Raw genomic sequence first — 19,381 nt, forward strand, 5'->3', positions numbered from 1 at the left:
AAAAGGAAATATGTGTTAAGTATGTCAATAAAAGCTTTAAAAGCAAATCCACTAAAAACAACTTTAATATATATAAGTCTAATCTTTTCTATTACTTCTATCTTTCTTATTAGCTCTATTTCAAATGGGGTTATCTCTATGTACTCAAATATGCTAAAAAGTGATGGAGATATTATCATCACTCAAGCAAAGATTTCTGATACATTTTTTTCAAATGTGGATATAAAGCTAATAAATAAAATCGAGAAACTAAAAGATACGGGAAAAACTTCAGCCATAATAGTTGGAGCTAGTCCTGTCGAAGAGTTACCTATTGTTGCAGTTTATGGGCTTACAAATAATAGGTTTGATAATTATAAATTGACACAAGGTTCTTATCCAAAAATAAATGAAGTACTTGTAGGAAAATCTATTTATAAATTACTTAGTAATAAAAAAACTCTTCAAATAGCAGATAAAAGCTTCAAAGTTTCAGGAGTATATGAAAGTGAGATAGGCTTTGAAAATGGAGGTGTGGTTTTAAATATCTCGGATGCTAGTTTGATTTTTAATAAAAGTGCTTCAATGATAATGGTAAATAGTAAAATTGATACAAATATCAAAGACCTTATCTCAAAAATACAAACACTAAGTTCAGATATAGAAGCAAAATCAACTCAAAACTTTGTGGATAATTATAATCAATTTAAAATCATAAAAACCTCGTCAAACCTTATAGGTCTTATCTCATTTTGTATGGGACTTCTTGGAATAGTAAGTATTATGAGTATCACTATAAATCAAAGAAAAACAGAGTTTGGTATAAAAAGAGCCATAGGAATTTCTACAAAAAAAATCATCTTACAAATTATGACAGAAAGCACTATCTTGGGATTTCTTAGTTTTATTAGTGCCTTTTTTATCTCTTGGATTTTTTTATATTTTATAAGAACTTCATCACTTTTTCATGGTTATGTAAATGGAGAGATTTCATCTACTTTAGCTTTTTATTTATTTGTTTGTTCACTTTCTATGGCAATTTTAGGCTCAATAATACCAGCACTAAATGCTTCAAAAATTGACCCAATTATTTTAATGCAAGGAGATAAGATATGATTATTGAAGCTTCAAATATATCCCATGATTATGCTTGTGATATTGCATTAAGAGATATCAACTTACAAATAAACAAAGGTGAATTTATCTGTTTAATAGGAGAGAGTGGAAGTGGAAAAACGACTCTACTTTCTATATTGTCTACACTTCTTAAACCAAAAAAGGGAAATCTGAAATTTGAAGATACTAATTATACAGATATTAAAAACATAGATGAATTTAGACAAAAAAATATTGGTTTTATTTTTCAGTTTCACTATCTAATAAACTATTTAACCCTTTTTGAAAATATAAAATTAGCAAATGAGAAAGCTAGTAAAGATGAAATAAATGAACTTTTAGAACTACTTGATATAAAAGACTTAGCAAAAAAATTTCCAAATGAGATATCAGGAGGAGAGAGACAAAGAGTTGCCATAGCAAGAGCTTTAATCAACACTCCAAAAGTATTATTTGCAGATGAACCAACAGGAAACCTAGATTCTAAAAATGCAAAAATAGTATTTGATTTATTTAGAAAGCTCTCAAGTGAAGGCATGACAATAGTTGTTGCAACACACAATAAAGAGTTAGCAAATACAGCTGATAAAATCTATGAGATAAAGGATGGACAACTTGCATAATTTTCATACTTTTGTCAATAAACAATTTAAAATATCACTTATATTTTTATTCTTAGCACTATTCTTTGGGATTTTATACTCTATTAATCTTTTAGGTTATTCTATTGATTCTAAAGTCTTGATGCCTTCTAATATACGTTCACTTCATATAAGCCTTATACTTTATGGATTTGTTCCTTTGATGCTTTCATATTTACCATTTTTGATTATAAATAAAGAGGGAGTAAAAAGTGAGCAAGGGCTACACTTTTTGAACCTTTATACTATTTTTTGGTATATCTTTTTAGTATTTATGATTAGCTCACTTCTTTTTGGGAATACAAGAGGTTTAGCCTTTTATGATTTCCCTTATGAGTTAAATTTTATACTTGCTCTATCTGGACTTTTTTATATAGTTGCCTTATACAAATATATAAAAGCTTATGAAGTTATTCCTTTGTGGATAAAGGTTTGTTTATACATAGTAGTTATAGCACCCTTTGCACTTTTGATTTTGATGAACCCTACTATTGGTCAAGTAGAGAGTACAATTTCAGGACCACATGGCGACAACACTTTAGGTATGAGTTTAGCTTTGATTCCAATATATTACCTCATCATCAAACTTCTAAACGTAGGCTCTTTTAAAGCTAGATGGAATAGCTTATGGATTATTCCTACAATTTTTTATTTTAGTTCTGTTTTATATAGAACTTTTATAGGTCAGCTAAGCTATGAACAAGAGTGGTTTTTACAATGGCTTACATTTTTGTATATTCCTATTTTATATAGATGGTATCAAGATGCACAAATAGAAAACTTTGCTAAAAAAGCCCTTTTAATCTCTATTTTGGCCTTTTTATTTGTAGATGTAGAGGGCAATATTCTGTTTATCCCAGAGTTTAGATGGCTTTTTCATAGAAATGACCTAATAGTTGCTCACGCTCATGTTGCCATGGGTATTGGTGTTTTTTTTATGGTAATTGCTATGTTTGTATCCTATGTGAAAGAGTTAAAAAAAGTATCTTTTTATGTTTTATATTTAGGTGGTCTTTTAGGTATCTTTACCGTTCTTAGCATTTCTGGATTTATTCAAGCAAATGTTATTCATGGAAATATTCAAGCATTTTGGGCATATAGAAGTATATTTGGAGTTGTGACACTATTATCATTATTTAGTTTCATATCTTTTAAACTACAACTTACTAAGCTACAAAAATACAATCTAATGGGAGTATTAGCTGATGGACTGGGAGGAGTATTTTTAATACTTCTTGCTAGTTTTTCATATCCACTTTTAGGTTTTTCATTTACAGGAACTTATGAGTACGTAGTTTTTGCTTTTGTTAGCACAACAGGAATTATTCACTATTTTGCTCTTAGATACAAAGAGCACGAAGAAATACTTACAAAAATCACAGTTATTACAAGAGTGTTAATTAGTTCAATCTTTTTTGCACTTTTTTATAATAAAACTTTAGGAATAGAAGCACTTCTGATTTCACTATTTGATGTTATATATGCCTCTATTTTTTTACTATTTTTTTATGATAAGGAGAAAAAATTATGTCTAAAATAGCACTTACACTTTTTATAGCATTTGAGCTTTGTTATTATTTACTTATAGCACAAACAGGTATTGTGGAGTATTTTGGATCAAATATATTTTTAATAGCATTTTTACCTATTGGTGGAATTATTGGTTCACTATTGAGTTATTATATAAAAATACCAAATCAACAAAAAATAACTATATTTTTATCAATGCAGTTGTTTCTGACATTTTTTTATCCAAGTTTTACAAATCTGGAACTATTTTTATTGGGTATTAGTGTTGGAGCACTAGCTCCACTACTTATAAATGAGTTAAAAAAAGCTAGTATCATAGAACTTGGATTTGCATTATCTATTTCATATGGTGTTGGAACCCTACTTTTCAATTATGATTCTTCAAAAAGAGAATATATTGCTATTGCCTTTACTCTCACTGCTTTGCTTTGTTCTACTCAACTTCCAAAACTAAAAGAGATAAAGAGTAACTTTAACTTTGAGTCTTACTCTTTGTTTATAATGGTTTTATGGATATTTCTAGATTCAGCACTTTTTGAAACTCTATCAAGGGATATAAATGTACCTATTTGGAGAGGTGGATATACTTTTGAGATTGTTGTATTTCATGTTATTGGAGTAATTGCAGCCTTAAAATTCAAAATTCAAAAGTTAGAAAAAGAGCTTTTTATAGTTATACTCTTTGCTCTTTCTTATCTTTTTTATTTTTTACAAGAAGCGCTTCTTTTATCTATTGTTTATCCTTTTGTAATCTCTTATTACAATGTAACAATTTTACAGTCTTTATTAAAAAGAGATTTAAAAAGTTTGGCTTTTTATATGGTATTTATAGGTTGGGTAGCATCTGGGGCTGGCTTATTTGTAGCCTTAGAAAACTTTACACTTTTTGTACCAATTATATTTTTAATTTCACTAATAAAAATTTTAAGTTCACAAGAAGAGAATCAATCAAAGGAGAAAGAATGTTTAAATTAGTTTTAGTTTTATTGTTTGCACTATTTGCAAATGCATCAGAGTTAAAGTTGCTTGATGGTCAGATTCAAGCTCATACAGAGGTTTTTGGGGATAGTACAATTAATCCAGAGACAAAAGATATTATAGCGACAATAAAAAAAGAGGACTCAATAGAGTCAATAAGTGGTATGTTTAGTATCAATTCTTCAACACTTGTAAGTGATAATAAAGATAGAGATACACATATGTATGAGCTACTTAAATCATCCATCACTCCTACTATCTCTTTTACTATTACTTCCATTGTAAAGGTTGAAGATAAATATAAAATAACTGGAGATTTAACAATAAATAATGTTACTAAAAAGATAAGTTCCTTATCAACTATTGGTGAAACAGATGGTCTAGCTATGAATGGTGATTTTTCATTTCTACTTACTGATTTTGGACTAGAACCTCCCACAATGTTTTTTCTAACTGTTAGAGACCAAATCGATATAAAATATACTTTTCATTTTGTAAAAGGAATTTAGATGTTAAAAAAACTTTTACTTTTACCTCTATTATCACTATTTCTATATGCAAATAGTTTTGAACTCAACCAAGATATAGGTAGTTTTTCTCTTCCAAATCAGTTTGATGAGAAACAAACAATTGATAACTCAATAGAGATGATTATCGTATCTTTTGAAAAAGGCACAGGAAAAGATATAAATCAATTCTTATCTACAAAAGATAAAGACTTTTTAAAGAATCACCATGCAGCGTTTATTGCAAATATTTCAGGAATGCCATCAATTATCACAAAAATGTTTGCCCTTCCTAAAATGAGAGATTATAAACATAGTATTTTATTGATATATGAGGAAGATGACAAAAGGTTTATAAGTAAAGAGGAGAAATCAACTCTTTATAGACTTGAAAATGGCGTTATTAAGTCTATTTCTTATATTACAAAAAAAGATTTAGAAAAGATTTTTTAATGAACTTGCCAGCACTAAATGAAGTTGAAGTAGCTGTAAAATCTGCTGATTTAAACCATCTAAAGATACTTCATCTTAGTGATATTCATATCAATAAAAAAACTTCTAGAAATAGTATCCAAGAATTAGTATACCTATGTAATAATTGTGAAGCAAACTTTGTTGTTATAACTGGGGATATTATAGATTGTCATACAAAATATATTGCTGCTAAGTTAAAGATTTTAAATACAATAGAAAAAAAAGTTTTTTATATAAGTGGAAATCATGATTTGTTTTATGGATTTGACGAGTTAAAAGCTTTATTAAAAGATTTTATTCTTTTAGATAACCAAACTTATATTTTGGAATACAAAAATTCAAAAATAGCCCTTGCGGGACTAAGTGATAGATTCTCAAAAATTTTTAAAATCAAAAGAGAAGAAAACAAAGTTATAAACTTTTTAAGTGACTATGAAAACTCTATTTTTCTAGCTCACCAACCAAAAGATTATAAGTTTGCTTTAAAAGCCAATGCCAAACTCTTTTTGTGTGGACATACCCATGGCGGTCAGATTTTTCCTTTCCATTATTTTGTAAGAATCTTTCAACCTTTTCTAGCGGGAGTTTTTTATATGAAAGATACAGTTATTTATGTGAACAAAGGTTTGGGATATTGGGGTATAAATTTTAGATATAAAGCAAATAGTGAAATTACTTTATTAAAATTAACATCAAAAAGTGTAGAATAATCAAATGAAAATTTTATTAATCGAAGATGATGTAAAAATCGTAAACTTTTTAAAAAAAGGCTTAGAAGAAGAGTCTTATAGTATTGATTATTCACACAATGGTGAAGAAGGATTTTATTTAGCAAGTGTCAATAGCTATGATTTGATTTTGCTTGATATTATGCTTCCACTACTTGATGGAATAGAAGTGTGCAAAAAAATAAGAGCTTCAAATATAAACACTCCAATTATAATGTTAACAGCCAAAGATAGTATTGAAGATACCATAAAAGGCTTGGATATTGGGGCAAATGATTATTTGGCAAAGCCATTCTCTTTTTCTGAATTATTAGCAAGAATTAGAGTACAACTAAGAGCCAAAGATTCAGCTCAAACCACTCTTAAAATAGCAGATTTAGAGCTTGACCTTCTTTCTAAAACAGCAAAAAGAGCAGGTGAAGATATAACTTTAACAGCAAAAGAATTTTCACTATTAGAGTATCTAATCAAAAATCAAAATAAAGTTTTATCAGAGACTGTATTGAGTGAGATGCTTAATAATATGGATGAATCAAATATTAGCAATATTGTTAATGTGTATATTTATAGACTAAGAAATAAAATAGACAAACCTTATGAGAAAAAACTTATAAAAACAGTAAGAGGATTGGGGTTTAAAATAAATGCTGAATAATCTATCAATCAAAAGAAAACTACTTATTTACAATGTTTTAATTCAAGCTTTTATTTTGATTATTTTATCGTTCTCAATTTATAAAACTCTTCATTTATCGACACTTGATAAGATAGAAACCTCTTTGAAAGTTATTGTTTTAGATATTGTTGATGATATACTTGACCATAAAAGTGATCTTCTAACTATGAGTTTTGATGAAGAAAACGAATATAAATTTAAGCCCCTATATATAAGGTTAGTGGAAGAAAAAGATTCCAAGATTGTAAATGCTTCTTATTTCCCAACTTCTATTCCGCTTAGCTTTGATGATATTCAAAAAAATGTTATTCATTTTAAGAAATATGAGAATTTTATAGTTGGCCAAATAAAGTTTTTAATCGAAAAAAAGAGCTATATTTTGCAAGTGGCAACAGACTATAAAGTACTAAATCACACGATGGAAGACCTTTTTTATATCTTGATTTTTATAGTTCCAATTATTTTAATTTTTTCTATTATTGGTGGGAATTTTCTAATTTATAAGTCATTTGCACCTGTGGAAAAGACTCTTCAAGATTTAAAAAATATAAATGCCACAAACCTATCAAAAAGATTAGAGGTTTTAAATAAAAATGATGAAATATCTCAACTATCACAAGAGATTAATAACCTACTTGAAAGACTTGAAGTCTCTTTTGAAAAAATTAATCAGTTCTCAAGTGATGCTTCCCATGAACTTAAAACTCCACTTACTATTATAAGAGGTGAAATAGAAATTGCCCTAAGAAAAGATAGAAACAGCAAAGAGTATAAAGAGACTTTAAAAGTTTGTATGGATGAAGTTTTGATGATTCAACAAACAATTGATGACCTACTTTTTTTAGCTAAAAATGAAAACAGTATGCAAAATATAAAGGAAGATGCCTATATAGATGAGATAACCTTTGATGCAATAAAAGAGCTCAAAGCATATGCAAAACTAAGAAATATAAAAATAGAATCGCAAATAAAAGATATCTTTCAAATCAAAGGACATAGCAAGTTATTGAAAATTGCTATTAAAAATATCCTCAAAAATGCTATCTCATTTAGTCATGAAAACTCAAGTGTTCTTGTAAAAAACTATCTAGAAAATAATCATTTTATAATTAGTATTGAAGATAAGGGAATAGGAATAGCACAAGAAGAACAAAATAAAATATTTGAAAAATTTTATAGAACAGATAAGAGTAGAAATAAAGAGTCGGGTGGAACAGGACTTGGAATGGCAATTGTAGAAAAAATAATAAGCTCTCACAAGGGAAAAATTAAATTAAAAAGCAGTGAGAATGTGGGAACAACAGTAAAACTAGTTTTTACAAAAGATTTATAGTAAATTTTGTGATTTAAATCTTTTTAGCTACAATTCCACTAAAAGATACTCTTATTGGGGAATTTTTCCTCAAAACCTAAGAAAAACAATCAAATTTTAGTTTCTTATTATAAAAACAGTGGAGAAAGAATGGTAAAAAAATATTTTAAAAGAGATGAGTGGTTTAGTAATATACGAGGTGATACTCTCTCTGGACTTGTAGTTGCACTTGCACTTATTCCAGAAGCAATAGCCTTTTCAATTATTGCAGGAGTTGACCCTAAAGTTGGACTTTATGCTTCATTTTGTATAGCTGTTGTAATTGCCTTTGTTGGAGGACGACCAGGAATGATAAGTGCTGCAACAGGGGCTATGGCACTTGTAATGGTAACCTTAGTAAAAGATTATGGTTTGCAATATTTACTTGCAGCAACTCTTTTAACTGGTGTTTTTCAAATATTTGCAGGATACTTAAAACTGGGAAGATTTATGAGCTTTGTGCCCAGAGCCGTTGTAGTAGGATTTGTAAATGCCTTAGCAATTTTGATTTTTATGGCTCAGCTTCCAGAGCTTACAAATGTAACTTGGCATGTTTATGCTCTTACAGCTTTTGGACTAGCTATTATATATCTTTTTCCATATATCCCAAAAATAGGTACGATTATACCTTCCCCACTTGTTACAATTATAACCTTAACTTTAATTGTATTATTCATGGGCATTGATATAAGAACTGTTGGTGATATGGGAGATCTTCCTGACACTTTACCAATATTCTTATTCCCTGAGATTCCTTTAAATCTTGATACTTTATTTATCATTCTTCCTTACTCGGTTTCACTAGCAGTTGTAGGTCTTTTAGAATCACTAATGACTTCAACAATTGTGGATGACTTAACAGATACAAAAAGTGATAAAAATAGAGAGTGTTCAGGACAAGGTATTGCCAATATTACATCTGGATTTTTAGGTGGGATGGCTGGATGTGCGATGATTGGACAATCAGTTATAAATATAAAATCTGGTGGACGAACAAGATTATCAACTCTACTTGCTGGTCTTTTTTTACTTATAATGGTTGTATTTTTAAGTGATATTATCTCTGTTATTCCAATGGCTGCACTTGTTGCAGTTATGATTATGGTATCAATTGGAACCTTTGACTGGGGTTCTATTAAAAACTTAAAAACTCTACCATTATCAACAAATATAGTAATGCTTACAACCGTTTGTGTTACAGTATACACCCATAACTTAGCCCATGGCGTTTTTTCAGGAGTACTGTTAGCATCACTATTTTTTGCCAATAAAATCTCTCACTTTATGTATAGTGAAACTTTTTACAATGAAGACAATAGCGCTAAAACTTACAAATTTGTAGGTCAAGTATTTTTTAATAGTGCAGATAAATTTTATGAAACATTTGACTTTAAAGAGGTTTTAGATAAAGTTACTATTGACCTAACACGTGCACACTTTTGGGATATATCAGCAGTTTATGCCCTTGATAAAGCTGTTATTAAATTAAGACGTGAGGGTGCAGAAGTTGAAGTAATCGGTCAAAATGAAGCTAGTAAAACTATCATTGATAGATTTGGTATTCATGATGACCCTGAAGAGATTGATAAAGTAATGGGAGGACACTAAAGTGAGTTCAAAAAAAGTTTTAGTTTGTATTGATGATTCTTCATATTGTAAGGCTGCCTGTGATTATGGAGTTTATATCTCTAAGCTTCTTAATTTACCTCTTGTATTATTAAATGTTGTAGACCACACACACATCTCTAAAAAAGTTAACTTATCAGGTAACATAGGATTTGGTTCAAAAGAGAATCTTCTTGAAGAGCTTACAAAAGAAGAACAAGCAGAAAGCAAAGAGCTAAAAACTATAGGTAAAAATCTTTTAAAAACTTTTAGTGCTTATGTAAAAGAGAAAGGTGTTGAAAACTTTTTTTCTCTACAAAGACATGGTAATTTTGAAGAAAATCTTGAAGATTTAGAAAAAGAGACTAACATTGCAATTATTGGTTTTGATAAAACTAGTTCAAATTATAAAAATATTGAAGATATTATCAGAGCTTTAAATATTCCAATCCTTCTAGCAAATGATGAGTTTGCTCCTATAAACTCTATATTGATGGCATATGATGGTTCTGATTATGCAAATAAAGCTATTAATATAGCAACAAAAGATCCTATTTTTCCAAATGTCTCAAGACATATTGTAAATGTAAACAAAGATAAAACATCTTCAGAAAAGCTTTTAAATGAAGCCAAAAACTTATTTGCAAAAGCAGATTTTGGAGTAAAAACTGCATCGCTTGATGGTGATAAAATTGATGAAATTTTAAAATACCAAGAAGATAATGACATAGATATTATTGCAATGGGTGCATATAGCCACAATAGATTAAAAAGTGTTGTTTTTGGAAGTATTACTTCTAAAATGCTTGAAAAATCAAAAAAACCTCTACTTCTTTTTAGATAGTTTTCTAAAAAGAGGTTAACATACTAACTCAAATATAACTTATTTCTAAACTGTAAAGAAAGTGTCAAGAAAACATATCCTAATACTTTAATCTTTTTATTTATACTTACAATATATAAAATAAAAAGGCTTAAGATGAAACTACTAATTCTTTTGGGACTAATCCTAAATCTCACTTATGCTTCTGTTGTTGATGGTTACTTAGACAATCTAAAACAAGAAGTTCAAAAAACAGATCCTAACTTTAAAGAATTTGACATAAAAAGAGGTGAAGAGATTTTCACTTCAAAACATATGGGTAAAAGAGGTAAAGAGATATCATGTACTTCATGTCATGGTATTGACTTGACAAAATCAACTAAAAACTTTTTCACAGGAAAAATAATAGAACCTCTATCTCCTAAAGCAAATCCAAAAAGATTTACAAAAGTTAAAAATATAAAAAAATGGTTAAGAAGAAACTTCAATGATGTTTATAATCGTGAGGGAACAGCACTAGAAAAAGGTGATGTTATAACTTATATCTTATCAAAGGATAAATAATGAAAACAGTAATATTTTTGACAATAATTAGCTCTTGTATATTTGCAGATAGTTATTTTTTTGGTGGTAAAGCAGGTGTAAAACCAGTAGATACTCAACTTTATAAAACAGAGTGTGGAGCTTGCCACTTCGCATATCAAGCAGGACTTTTACCCTCAAACTCTTGGAATAAGATGATGAATAATTTAGAAAATCACTTTAACACTGATGCAACTCTTGCAAAAGAAGATTTTGAAGCTATAAAAGATTATCTTAATAAAAACAGTGCTGAAAAAGCGATGCAATATAAAAGAAGCAACAGAATTGTAAGTAGTATAAGAAACAACGATATTCCTGAATCTATTTCCAAAACACCTTATATGATTAGAAAGCATGATGAGTTAAGACCTTCTATGATAAAACAAGATGATGTAAAAGGGCTGTTTAACTGCGTAGCTTGTCACACAACAGCAAATAAAGGAATCTATAGTGAAAGAGACATAAGAATTCCTAACTTTGGAAGATGGGAAGATTAGAGGTGAATATGAAAAGAATATATATTTGGTCATTGCCAACAAGAGTATTTCATATTTTATTTGCTCTATTTATTTTATTGGTGTTTATTTCAAGTGAAGAAGATAGATGGTTAGCATATCATGCCATTATTGGCTATGCAATTTTAATTCTTCTTATGTTTAGATTTTCATGGGGAGTTTTTGGGCCTAAGTATTCAAAGTTTAAAGAGTTTCCAATGGGCAAAAAAAATGTAAAAGAGTTTTTAAATAATATCTTTGAAGATAAACAAAAATATATAGGACATAATCCCTTGGCCTCTTATGTAATGATAAGTATACTAATAGTCTGTTTCTTTGCAATAATAACTGGAGTATTAGCATATGGTATACAAGAAGGTAAAGGAATATTTGCTTATTTAAATAGCTCACTTTTTAAAGAAATGGAGATATTTGAAGAAATTCATGAGTTTTTATCAACACTATTTCTTGTACTTTTAGCTGCCCATATAGGTGGAGTTATAAGTGATAGAATACTTCATAAAAAACATGAAACATTAAATTCAATCGTTACAGGCTACAAAATGAGTGAAAAAGAAGAAGCAATAAGATTAAATATATTTCAAAAATTTATAGCCTTTATATTTTTAGCCTTATTAGTCTCTTTTTTCATATTTAATATTATGAAACCAGATAATGTTTTGATAGCCTCAAGCTATAAAGCAATAGATTATGAAAAACAAAATGAACTTTTTGTTTCTGAGTGTGCATCGTGCCACACTCTGTATCCCTCCAAATTTATTGCCTGAAAAATCTTGGAGAGTTTTAATGGATAACTTGGAAAATCATTTTGGAGATGATGCAAGCTTAGATGAAAAAGATGAAAAAACTATCTTAGATTTTTTAGTTAAATATAGTGCTGAAAAGTCTACCAAAGAAGCTAGTTTCAAAATTTTAAAATCTTTAGAAAATAAAGATATAATAGCCATAACCCAAACATCTTTTTGGAAAAATGAGCACAAAGATATTCCAAAAGATGTTTTTTTACATAATGAAGTAAAAAGTAAAGCCAACTGTAAAGCCTGTCATAGTGACGTGGAGAAAGGATTAATTGAAGATGATAAAATTAAAAATATTAGCTCTTTTATGTAGTATTATATTTACTTCAAACCTTTTTGCTGATGACCATAATGAGTACCACGAAAAATTTGAAGACTACAAAGAGTCTCATAAGCACCATTTATATAAAAACCTAGATTACCTAAATCTTGATAAACAGCAGTTGTCTGATTTAAAAAAGGTTTTAATAAAATATAAAAAAGAGTATAAAAAGTTTTATAAATTTAAAACCAAAAAAGAAAAAAAGTTATCTAGTTTTATAAAAAAAGAAGATTTTGATGAAGTATCATATAAAGAAATATTGAGTGAGATTAATACAAAAGCCCAAAATATAGAACTAGCAAATTTAAAAAAAATCCATGCAATACTAAATAAAAAACAAAGAAAAAAATTCTCTTATTTTTTACAGGAGTGGAGAGTTGAATAAAAAAGTTCTACTTATAGAAGATGACCTTCAAATGCAAAATCTAATAAGTGATTATCTAAAAGATTATCATTTTGATTGCACCTCTTTTGCAAATCCTAAAGAGGCACTTGAAGAGTTTTCTAAAAATCAAGATTTCTCTATTGCTATTTTAGATTTGATGCTACCTTTTATGGATGGCTTTGATTTGTTCAAAAAACTAAAGTCAATAAAAGATATCCCTATTATAATCTCATCAGCCCGTGGTGATATTGGAAATAAAATACACGGTTTTGAACTTGGAGTTGATGATTATTTAGCAAAACCATATGAGCCAAGAGAACTAGTCTTAAGAATCGAATATATTTTAAAAAAATATAAAAATAATAAAATCACAATAGGTGATTTTGAAATAGATAAAGATAATAAGGAAGTAAGAGTTGATGATTTTCCAGTAGAGTTCACAAAAATAGAGTTTGAGATTTTTATATTTTTGATTGAAAATTTAAATAAAATCTCTTCAAGAGAGCAAATCCTTCACGCAACTTCATTGGATATAAATACAAAAAATAGAACAATAGATATGCATATCTCAAATATAAGATATAAGATTGGTGATGACTCTAAAAACCCCAAATACATAAAATCTGTTTGGGGTATTGGCTATAAGTTTGTGAGTTAAGATGAGTATAGTAAAAAAAATCTCTATTTTGTTTTTTATTAGTTTTATACTTATGAGTATTATTGGTTTTTGGATTGATAGTATTAATTCCCAAAGAATAGAGACTCTAATAAAAGATAAATATCTCAAAATATCAAATGAACTTTTTGAAAACATAGATAATACAAACTTAGTAAATAAAATTATTGCACAATACAAGTTGAGACCACTAGAAAAACTTAAAGACAAAAAAAAAGATATCTTATACTACAAATCACATACTTTTGGATTTATCTCAATCTTTCAAGAAGATTTTGAAGATGAATTTATACTTCATATAAAATATTTAGATGATGAATATATTTTAAAAACCCAAGATGAAGAGAATTTAAATGAAAAGTTTAGATTAAATTTATTGATTTTTCTTGATATCTGTGTTTTAGCACTTATATTTATATATATATTAAAACTTCTTTCACCCCTTAAAAAAATCACAAAAGAGATAGAGAGTTTCTCCAAAGGGGATTTGGCTACAAGAGTTCATATAGATTCTAACGATGAGATTGGTCTTCTAGCAAAAACATTCAATCAAATGGCAACAAACCTAGAAGAGCTAATAAAAACAAGAGAAGAGCTTCTAAGAGATATAGGACATGAACTTAGAACTCCCATAGCAAAAGGAAAATTTGCCATAGAAAAAATCAATGATTTTTCACAAAAAGAGCTTCTAAAAAAGATTTTTTCTGACTTAGAGATATTAACAAATGAGCTAATAGAACTAGAAAAACTAAACTCCTCAAAACTAGATATTACAAGTTTTAGTGCAGAAACTTTGATACTAGAATCTTTAGGCAAACTGTACATAAATGATGAATCAAAAATAAAACTTGAGATTAAAGATGATTTTAAAATCGAAGCTGACCTTAACTACTTAGCTGTGGCACTAAAGAACTTAATAGATAATGCCCTAAAATACACAAACTCTTTTCCTATAATTATAGAAGCTAAAGATTCTCAAATATCTATAATAAACAGTGGCGAAAAACTTTCAAAAGATTTAGAATATTATTTAAAACCCTTCACCCAAGAATTAGTTCAAAGAGATGGCTTTGGCTTAGGGCTTAGTATTGTTAGAAAAATATTAAAAAGACACTTTTTAGAATTAGAGTATGATTATAAAAATAAGAAGAATATTTTCAAAATCAATTTTTAATTTTTGAACATTTTTATAAATAATTCTATAGTTTCATCAACAATATTGGAATTATTATATTTTTTTAATAAATAACTCTCAATAAATCCATCAGAAAACTTTTTAAATAAAATTGTTATATGATAGTAATCATATTTACATTCAGGAAAAAGAAGCTTAAATTGTCTTTGAAGAAATGAATAAATATCATCTACAATTTTATGATTTATTACATCTAATTTATGAAAAAAGAAAGGGTCATTTATGACTGGATAATTTTTTGTTTCATCTATTTGTATAAATATTTTATATTTTGCATTTAAATATACTTTTAAATTTTCTATAGGTTCTTTTGTTTCATTATTATTCAATTCTTCTAAAAAATTCTTTAACTTTAAAATTAAATATTCTGAATATAAATCTTCTTTTGAGCCAAATATATTATAAATAGTTCCAACCGACAACTCAAGATATTTAGCCAATTGAGAAATTTTTAGATTTTTATATCCATTTTTATCTATATATTCAGCTGTAGCATTTAAATACATCTCTTTTTTTATTGCAATAACTTTTTCATCAATTTTTGATTTCAATTTAATACACTCTTTTTTGTTGATTGTACCAATAATTTAATAAATTATGAATAAATGAATATAGTAAAATATATTGAACTTAATTCATAATTAATACAACTTGCTATAAAATTCTAAAATGAAGACCAAATCATTAAGAAATATTAAAACTGAAGCCTTACTTATATATATAAAAACCATATGTCAAGAATATCTTGAAAAAATTGAGAGCAAGCAATACAAAGTTGACATTGGACATGAAAAGTGTAATAATGAAATTCTTAACATGATGTATTTTTTAGAAACAAATCTAACAAAAAACGTTTTAAATGCAAAAGAACTATCATCTATTATTTATTCTTTTCAAAAAGAGAATCCTAAAAAAGAGATATCATACCAATATAAAGCATTGGTTTTTTATTATAATTCAATAATTAAAGAGCTTGAAAAAAAATTTGTGCCTGGGGATAAATGGATTCCAGAACAAATTGTACTTGCACTACTTAGTGAATGGATTATTGAAGAAGAAAAATCTATAAGAGAATATGACTTTTTAAATAAGATTGATTATCTGAAGTTACTTAGTTACTTTGAACTTGCAAGAAATAATGAACAAAAAGAAGAGTTAAAACAAAGTGTTAAAAATATGTACCAAGTTTCCTCTAGTGTTATAAAAAAGTTGAAAAAAACAAACTTTAAAATTAATGCCACAAGAAAATCAAAAATAAGAAAGAAAAGATGAGAAATAATATATTAGCAGGTCTTACTGTTGGAATAATTGCATTACCCCTATCTATGGCTCTAGCTATTGCCATTGGAGTACCTCCACAGAATGGTTTATACACTGCAATTATTGCTGGTATTTTCGCTAGTATTTTTGGTAGTAGTAAAGTAAATATTTCTGGACCTACCGCTGCTTTTGTTGTTATTCTAATACCTATAGTCCAAGAGTTTGGATTAAAAGGATTATTAATTTGTGGATTACTTTCAGGCTTTATTCTTTTATTAATGGGCTTATTGAAATTAGGTACATTAATTGAACTTATTCCTTACCCTGTAACAGTAGGCTTTACGACAGGAATAGCTGTAGTAATTGCTATTTTTCAAATCAAAAACTTTTTTGGACTAGAGATTGAAAGTTTTTCAGGACATTTCCATCAAAAAATATATCTTTTAATAAATAATTTTAATACATTTCAAATAAATGAATTTATTGTGGGGTTTGCTACCCTTTTTATTTTAATTATATGGGCTAAACTAAAAAGTAAAATTCCAGCACCACTAATAGCACTTTCTTTAAGTACTATTGCAACAGTACTTATTTCTGAAATATACCCAAATATTCAAGTTTCAACAATTGCCTCAACTTTTCAGTATAACATTAATGGGATTGTAGGAAAAGGAATACCATCCATTCCACTTCAATTTTCTCTGCCTTGGGCTGAATATACACTAGATGATTTAAATTTAGATATGTTTTATAAAATTTTGCCACATAGTGTTGCAATTGCTATTTTGGGAGCATTAGAATCACTATTATGTGCTGTAATAACAGATGGAATGACAGGAAATAGAACAAATCCAAATAAAGAATTAATAGGTCAAGGATTAGCAAATATCGTTGTACCATTTTTTGGAGGAATTCCTGCAACTGCTGCAATTGCCAGAAGTGCTGCAAATGTAAAATCAGGTGGAAATTTAAAACTCTCTTCAATCGTACACTCGATATTTATATTTATATCAATTGTTTTTTTTGCTTCTTATTTATCTTATTTACCTATGGCATCACTCTCTGCTTTATTGTTAGTAGTGGCTTGGAATATGTCAGAAGTTAAACACTTTATCAATATAATAAAAGTTGCCCCTAAGTATGATGTATATGTCTTATTAACTTGCTTTATTTTAACTATTTTTCTAGATATGCAAATTGCAGTTGGTGTAGGAATGGCCCTAGCATCAATTTTATTTATTAAAAGAACAATAGAACTATATTCCATAGAACTTATAAATAAAGAACATCCGATTGTTTATGAAAATATTCCAAGTAATGCAATTATTTATAATATAAATGGTCCTATGTTTTTTGGAGCTGCTCAAAATGCTCTTAGGACATTAGTTTCAACAAAAGAAGATGTAAAATATATCATACTTAATATGGACAATGTAACTATAATAGATATGACTGCATTAGTAGCAATCAAATCTATAATTGATAATTTAAATAGGAATAAAAAGATATTATTAATGACAGGGATAAATGAAAGAATTTTAAAAAAATTTACTAAAGTAGGTATCATTTTTGATTCAAAAAGACTAATCTTAAAAGCAAATATTAACTCTGCTTTAAAATCCATACCTATTGACAATAATATTTCTTAAATAAAAAACTTAGTATAATCCAAATCCACAAAATAAAAGACTTTATAAAGAAAGAGTAAAAAATGACAGCTTTAGAAATTGCAGATATCATTGGAATCATCTGTTTTGCAACTAGTGGGTTTTTAATTGCAGTTCATTACAACTTAGATATTTTAGGAATAGTTATCTCTTCATTTTTAACAGCTCTTGGTGGTGGAATGATTAGAGATGTTCTTGCAAATAAAACTCCATATATTTTCACAGATACACTTCCAGTAATACTTGTAATTGCAACGGTTTTTATATCACTAATTTTCAAACTTCATAAAATTCCAGACTTTGAAGGTAAGACTGCTTTTATAATATCTGATGCTATTGGATTGGTCTCTTTTGCAATAACTGGTTCTATTATTGCCCTTGATAATAACTTCAACTTTTTAGGTGTTTTAATTTTAGCATTTCTAACAGCTGTTGGAGGAGGAACGATAAGAGATATTCTTATAAATAGAGTCCCATCCATATTAGTGAGTGAGTTTTATGGAACAGTTGCAATTATTGTTGGGCTATTTATGTATATCTTACACTTATTCCATCAAACAAATATCTTAACAATAACTATACTATTTGCCTGTGGTGTTCTTTTAAGGCTTGTTGCTTACTATAAAAAGTGGTCTCTTCCTAGGTTGTGATTAATTAACCACAACCATATTTTTACCATTTGCTTTTGCTGTATATAGACCTTTATCTGCTCTACTAATTGTACATTCTAAGTCTTTATCTATCTCTGGTTCAAACTCTGATACACCCAAACTTATTGTAAATTTCAACTTATCTTCTTTTACTTCAACATAAAAATCTTCTACATTTTTTCTAATATTTTCTGCAACACTTTGAGCATAACCTAAAGTAGTATTATACAAAAGAATTACAAACTCTTCTCCACCCCATCTTGCAACTATATCACTTTTTCTACAATTATTTTCTAATATTCTAGAAAGAGAAACAATAACTTTATCTCCTATTGAATGTCCATAGTTATCATTTATATGTTTAAAATTATCAACATCTAATATAATAATTGAAATATGGTGATTATTTCTAACAGACAAACTTTGCATAGTCGCAGCTGCTTCACCAAAATATCTTCTATTATAGAGTTGAGTAAGATGATCTTTACTTGAAAGGTCTTTTAACTCTTCATTTAATTTTTTTAACTTTTCACTTGATTCATGAAGTTTTGTATGGTCATATATATATAAACATACAAGTCTTCTTTCTAAATCATATGGTACAAGAGTAATATCTTGTCTCATATATTTAAAAACTTTACCCATAATAATATTTGATTTGATTTTGATTAAATATTCATGTGGTTCTACACTAAAAAAAGAGGCATTTTTAGTTATTAGAACTGATTTTATTTTTCTTACTAATTTTTTTTGTTCAATATAAGGAAATCTTTCACAAATACAGTGATTTACAATTTCATCAGATTTTATACCTGTTTTTACTTCAAGCCACTTATTCCATGCTTTGATATTTAAATTTTCATCTAAAATCATTATTCCATTATCAATAGTATTAAAAATTATATTATTATTTAACAATTCCATT

Annotated in this window: 23 protein-coding genes; 21 read left to right on the plus strand and 2 right to left on the minus strand. The window is 27.8% G+C overall.

Going from position 1 to position 19,381, the window contains the following annotated elements; all coding sequences use genetic code 11:
• Nucleotides 1-21: 21 nt before the first annotated feature.
• From ACNI28_RS06275 to ACNI28_RS06360, 18 genes are all read left to right on the plus strand, one after another.
• On the plus strand, nucleotides 22-1,095 hold the full coding sequence (locus ACNI28_RS06275; RefSeq protein WP_419766360.1) for an ABC transporter permease: 1,074 nt from the start codon (nucleotides 22-24) through the stop codon (nucleotides 1,093-1,095).
• Nucleotides 1,092-1,718 carry an ABC transporter ATP-binding protein gene (locus tag ACNI28_RS06280; protein WP_419766361.1) on the plus strand — a complete coding sequence of 209 codons (627 nt, stop codon included), beginning with the start codon at nucleotides 1,092-1,094 and terminating at the stop codon, nucleotides 1,716-1,718. The genes ACNI28_RS06275 and ACNI28_RS06280 overlap by 4 nt, the downstream gene beginning before the upstream one ends.
• On the plus strand, nucleotides 1,702-3,276 hold the full coding sequence (locus ACNI28_RS06285) for a hypothetical protein (protein ID WP_419766362.1): 1,575 nt from the start codon (nucleotides 1,702-1,704) through the stop codon (nucleotides 3,274-3,276). The genes ACNI28_RS06280 and ACNI28_RS06285 overlap by 17 nt, the downstream gene beginning before the upstream one ends.
• A complete protein-coding gene (locus ACNI28_RS06290) occupies nucleotides 3,264-4,241 on the plus strand; it encodes a hypothetical protein (RefSeq protein WP_419766363.1) in 978 nt (325 codons plus the stop codon). Before ACNI28_RS06285 ends, ACNI28_RS06290 begins: the two co-directional genes overlap by 13 nt.
• Entirely contained in the window at nucleotides 4,229-4,753 is a 525-nt protein-coding gene (locus ACNI28_RS06295; protein WP_419766364.1) for a YceI family protein, read from the plus strand. Before ACNI28_RS06290 ends, ACNI28_RS06295 begins: the two co-directional genes overlap by 13 nt.
• Entirely contained in the window at nucleotides 4,754-5,203 is a 450-nt protein-coding gene (locus tag ACNI28_RS06300; protein WP_419766365.1) for a hypothetical protein, read from the plus strand.
• Nucleotides 5,203-5,934, plus strand: coding sequence for a metallophosphoesterase (locus tag ACNI28_RS06305; RefSeq protein WP_419766366.1), 732 nt, complete (start codon nucleotides 5,203-5,205; stop codon nucleotides 5,932-5,934). The genes ACNI28_RS06300 and ACNI28_RS06305 overlap by 1 nt, the downstream gene beginning before the upstream one ends.
• Before the next feature lie 4 nt (nucleotides 5,935-5,938).
• Nucleotides 5,939-6,607, plus strand: a complete 669-nt coding sequence (locus ACNI28_RS06310; RefSeq protein WP_419766367.1) for a response regulator — start codon at nucleotides 5,939-5,941, stop codon at nucleotides 6,605-6,607.
• The gene (locus tag ACNI28_RS06315) at nucleotides 6,597-7,961 is read left to right on the plus strand and encodes a sensor histidine kinase (RefSeq protein ID WP_419766368.1); all 1,365 of its coding nucleotides are present in this window, start codon (nucleotides 6,597-6,599) and stop codon (nucleotides 7,959-7,961) included. Before ACNI28_RS06310 ends, ACNI28_RS06315 begins: the two co-directional genes overlap by 11 nt.
• 129 nt (nucleotides 7,962-8,090) lie before the next feature.
• On the plus strand, nucleotides 8,091-9,587 hold the full coding sequence (locus ACNI28_RS06320; protein WP_419766369.1) for a SulP family inorganic anion transporter: 1,497 nt from the start codon (nucleotides 8,091-8,093) through the stop codon (nucleotides 9,585-9,587).
• Between the two features lies 1 nt (nucleotide 9,588).
• The gene (locus tag ACNI28_RS06325; protein ID WP_419766370.1) at nucleotides 9,589-10,428 is read left to right on the plus strand and encodes a universal stress protein; all 840 of its coding nucleotides are present in this window, start codon (nucleotides 9,589-9,591) and stop codon (nucleotides 10,426-10,428) included.
• A gap of 135 nt (nucleotides 10,429-10,563) precedes the next feature.
• A complete protein-coding gene (locus tag ACNI28_RS06330; RefSeq protein ID WP_419766371.1) occupies nucleotides 10,564-10,971 on the plus strand; it encodes a DUF1924 domain-containing protein in 408 nt (135 codons plus the stop codon).
• Nucleotides 10,971-11,486: a diheme cytochrome c gene (locus ACNI28_RS06335; protein ID WP_419766372.1), complete on the plus strand. Its 516-nt coding sequence runs from the start codon at nucleotides 10,971-10,973 to the stop codon at nucleotides 11,484-11,486. The genes ACNI28_RS06330 and ACNI28_RS06335 overlap by 1 nt, the downstream gene beginning before the upstream one ends.
• An 8-nt stretch (nucleotides 11,487-11,494) precedes the next feature.
• A complete protein-coding gene (locus ACNI28_RS06340) occupies nucleotides 11,495-12,271 on the plus strand; it encodes a cytochrome b/b6 domain-containing protein (RefSeq protein WP_419766373.1) in 777 nt (258 codons plus the stop codon).
• 19 nt (nucleotides 12,272-12,290) lie between these two features.
• Complete coding sequence (locus ACNI28_RS06345) at nucleotides 12,291-12,614, plus strand: cytochrome C (protein WP_419766374.1); 324 nt, start codon at nucleotides 12,291-12,293, stop codon at nucleotides 12,612-12,614.
• Nucleotides 12,580-13,008 carry a hypothetical protein gene (locus ACNI28_RS06350; RefSeq protein WP_419766375.1) on the plus strand — a complete coding sequence of 143 codons (429 nt, stop codon included), beginning with the start codon at nucleotides 12,580-12,582 and terminating at the stop codon, nucleotides 13,006-13,008. The genes ACNI28_RS06345 and ACNI28_RS06350 overlap by 35 nt, the downstream gene beginning before the upstream one ends.
• On the plus strand, nucleotides 13,001-13,666 hold the full coding sequence (locus ACNI28_RS06355) for a response regulator transcription factor (protein WP_419766376.1): 666 nt from the start codon (nucleotides 13,001-13,003) through the stop codon (nucleotides 13,664-13,666). The genes ACNI28_RS06350 and ACNI28_RS06355 overlap by 8 nt, the downstream gene beginning before the upstream one ends.
• A gap of 1 nt (nucleotide 13,667) precedes the next feature.
• Nucleotides 13,668-14,858: an ArsS family sensor histidine kinase gene (locus tag ACNI28_RS06360; RefSeq protein WP_419766377.1), complete on the plus strand. Its 1,191-nt coding sequence runs from the start codon at nucleotides 13,668-13,670 to the stop codon at nucleotides 14,856-14,858.
• Here the strand turns inward: ACNI28_RS06360 and ACNI28_RS06365 are convergent.
• Nucleotides 14,855-15,430, minus strand: coding sequence for a TetR/AcrR family transcriptional regulator (locus ACNI28_RS06365; RefSeq protein WP_419766378.1), 576 nt, complete (start codon nucleotides 15,428-15,430; stop codon nucleotides 14,855-14,857). The two genes, ACNI28_RS06360 and ACNI28_RS06365, sit on opposite strands and share 4 nt — an antisense overlap.
• Before the next feature lie 118 nt (nucleotides 15,431-15,548).
• Between ACNI28_RS06365 and ACNI28_RS06370 the strand changes: the two genes are divergently transcribed.
• The 3 genes from ACNI28_RS06370 to ACNI28_RS06380 all read left to right on the plus strand — a co-directional run bounded on the left by ACNI28_RS06370 (nucleotide 15,549) and on the right by ACNI28_RS06380 (nucleotide 18,456).
• Nucleotides 15,549-16,151 (plus strand): hypothetical protein, encoded by a 603-nt coding sequence (locus ACNI28_RS06370; protein ID WP_419766379.1) that lies wholly within the window; start codon nucleotides 15,549-15,551, stop codon nucleotides 16,149-16,151.
• Nucleotides 16,148-17,788: a C4-dicarboxylic acid transporter DauA gene (gene dauA / locus ACNI28_RS06375; protein WP_419766380.1), complete on the plus strand. Its 1,641-nt coding sequence runs from the start codon at nucleotides 16,148-16,150 to the stop codon at nucleotides 17,786-17,788. The genes ACNI28_RS06370 and dauA overlap by 4 nt, the downstream gene beginning before the upstream one ends.
• A 62-nt stretch (nucleotides 17,789-17,850) precedes the next feature.
• A complete protein-coding gene (locus tag ACNI28_RS06380) occupies nucleotides 17,851-18,456 on the plus strand; it encodes a trimeric intracellular cation channel family protein (RefSeq protein WP_419766381.1) in 606 nt (201 codons plus the stop codon).
• Here the strand turns inward: ACNI28_RS06380 and ACNI28_RS06385 are convergent, their stop codons facing one another.
• Nucleotides 18,457-19,380 carry a sensor domain-containing diguanylate cyclase gene (locus ACNI28_RS06385; RefSeq protein WP_419766382.1) on the minus strand — a complete coding sequence of 308 codons (924 nt, stop codon included), beginning with the start codon at nucleotides 19,378-19,380 and terminating at the stop codon, nucleotides 18,457-18,459.
• Nucleotide 19,381 lies beyond the last annotated feature (1 nt).

It is taken from the genome of Arcobacter denitrificans (SeqCode), from assembly GCF_048571185.1.
GTDB classification, from domain to species: domain Bacteria; phylum Campylobacterota; class Campylobacteria; order Campylobacterales; family Arcobacteraceae; genus Arcobacter; species Arcobacter denitrificans.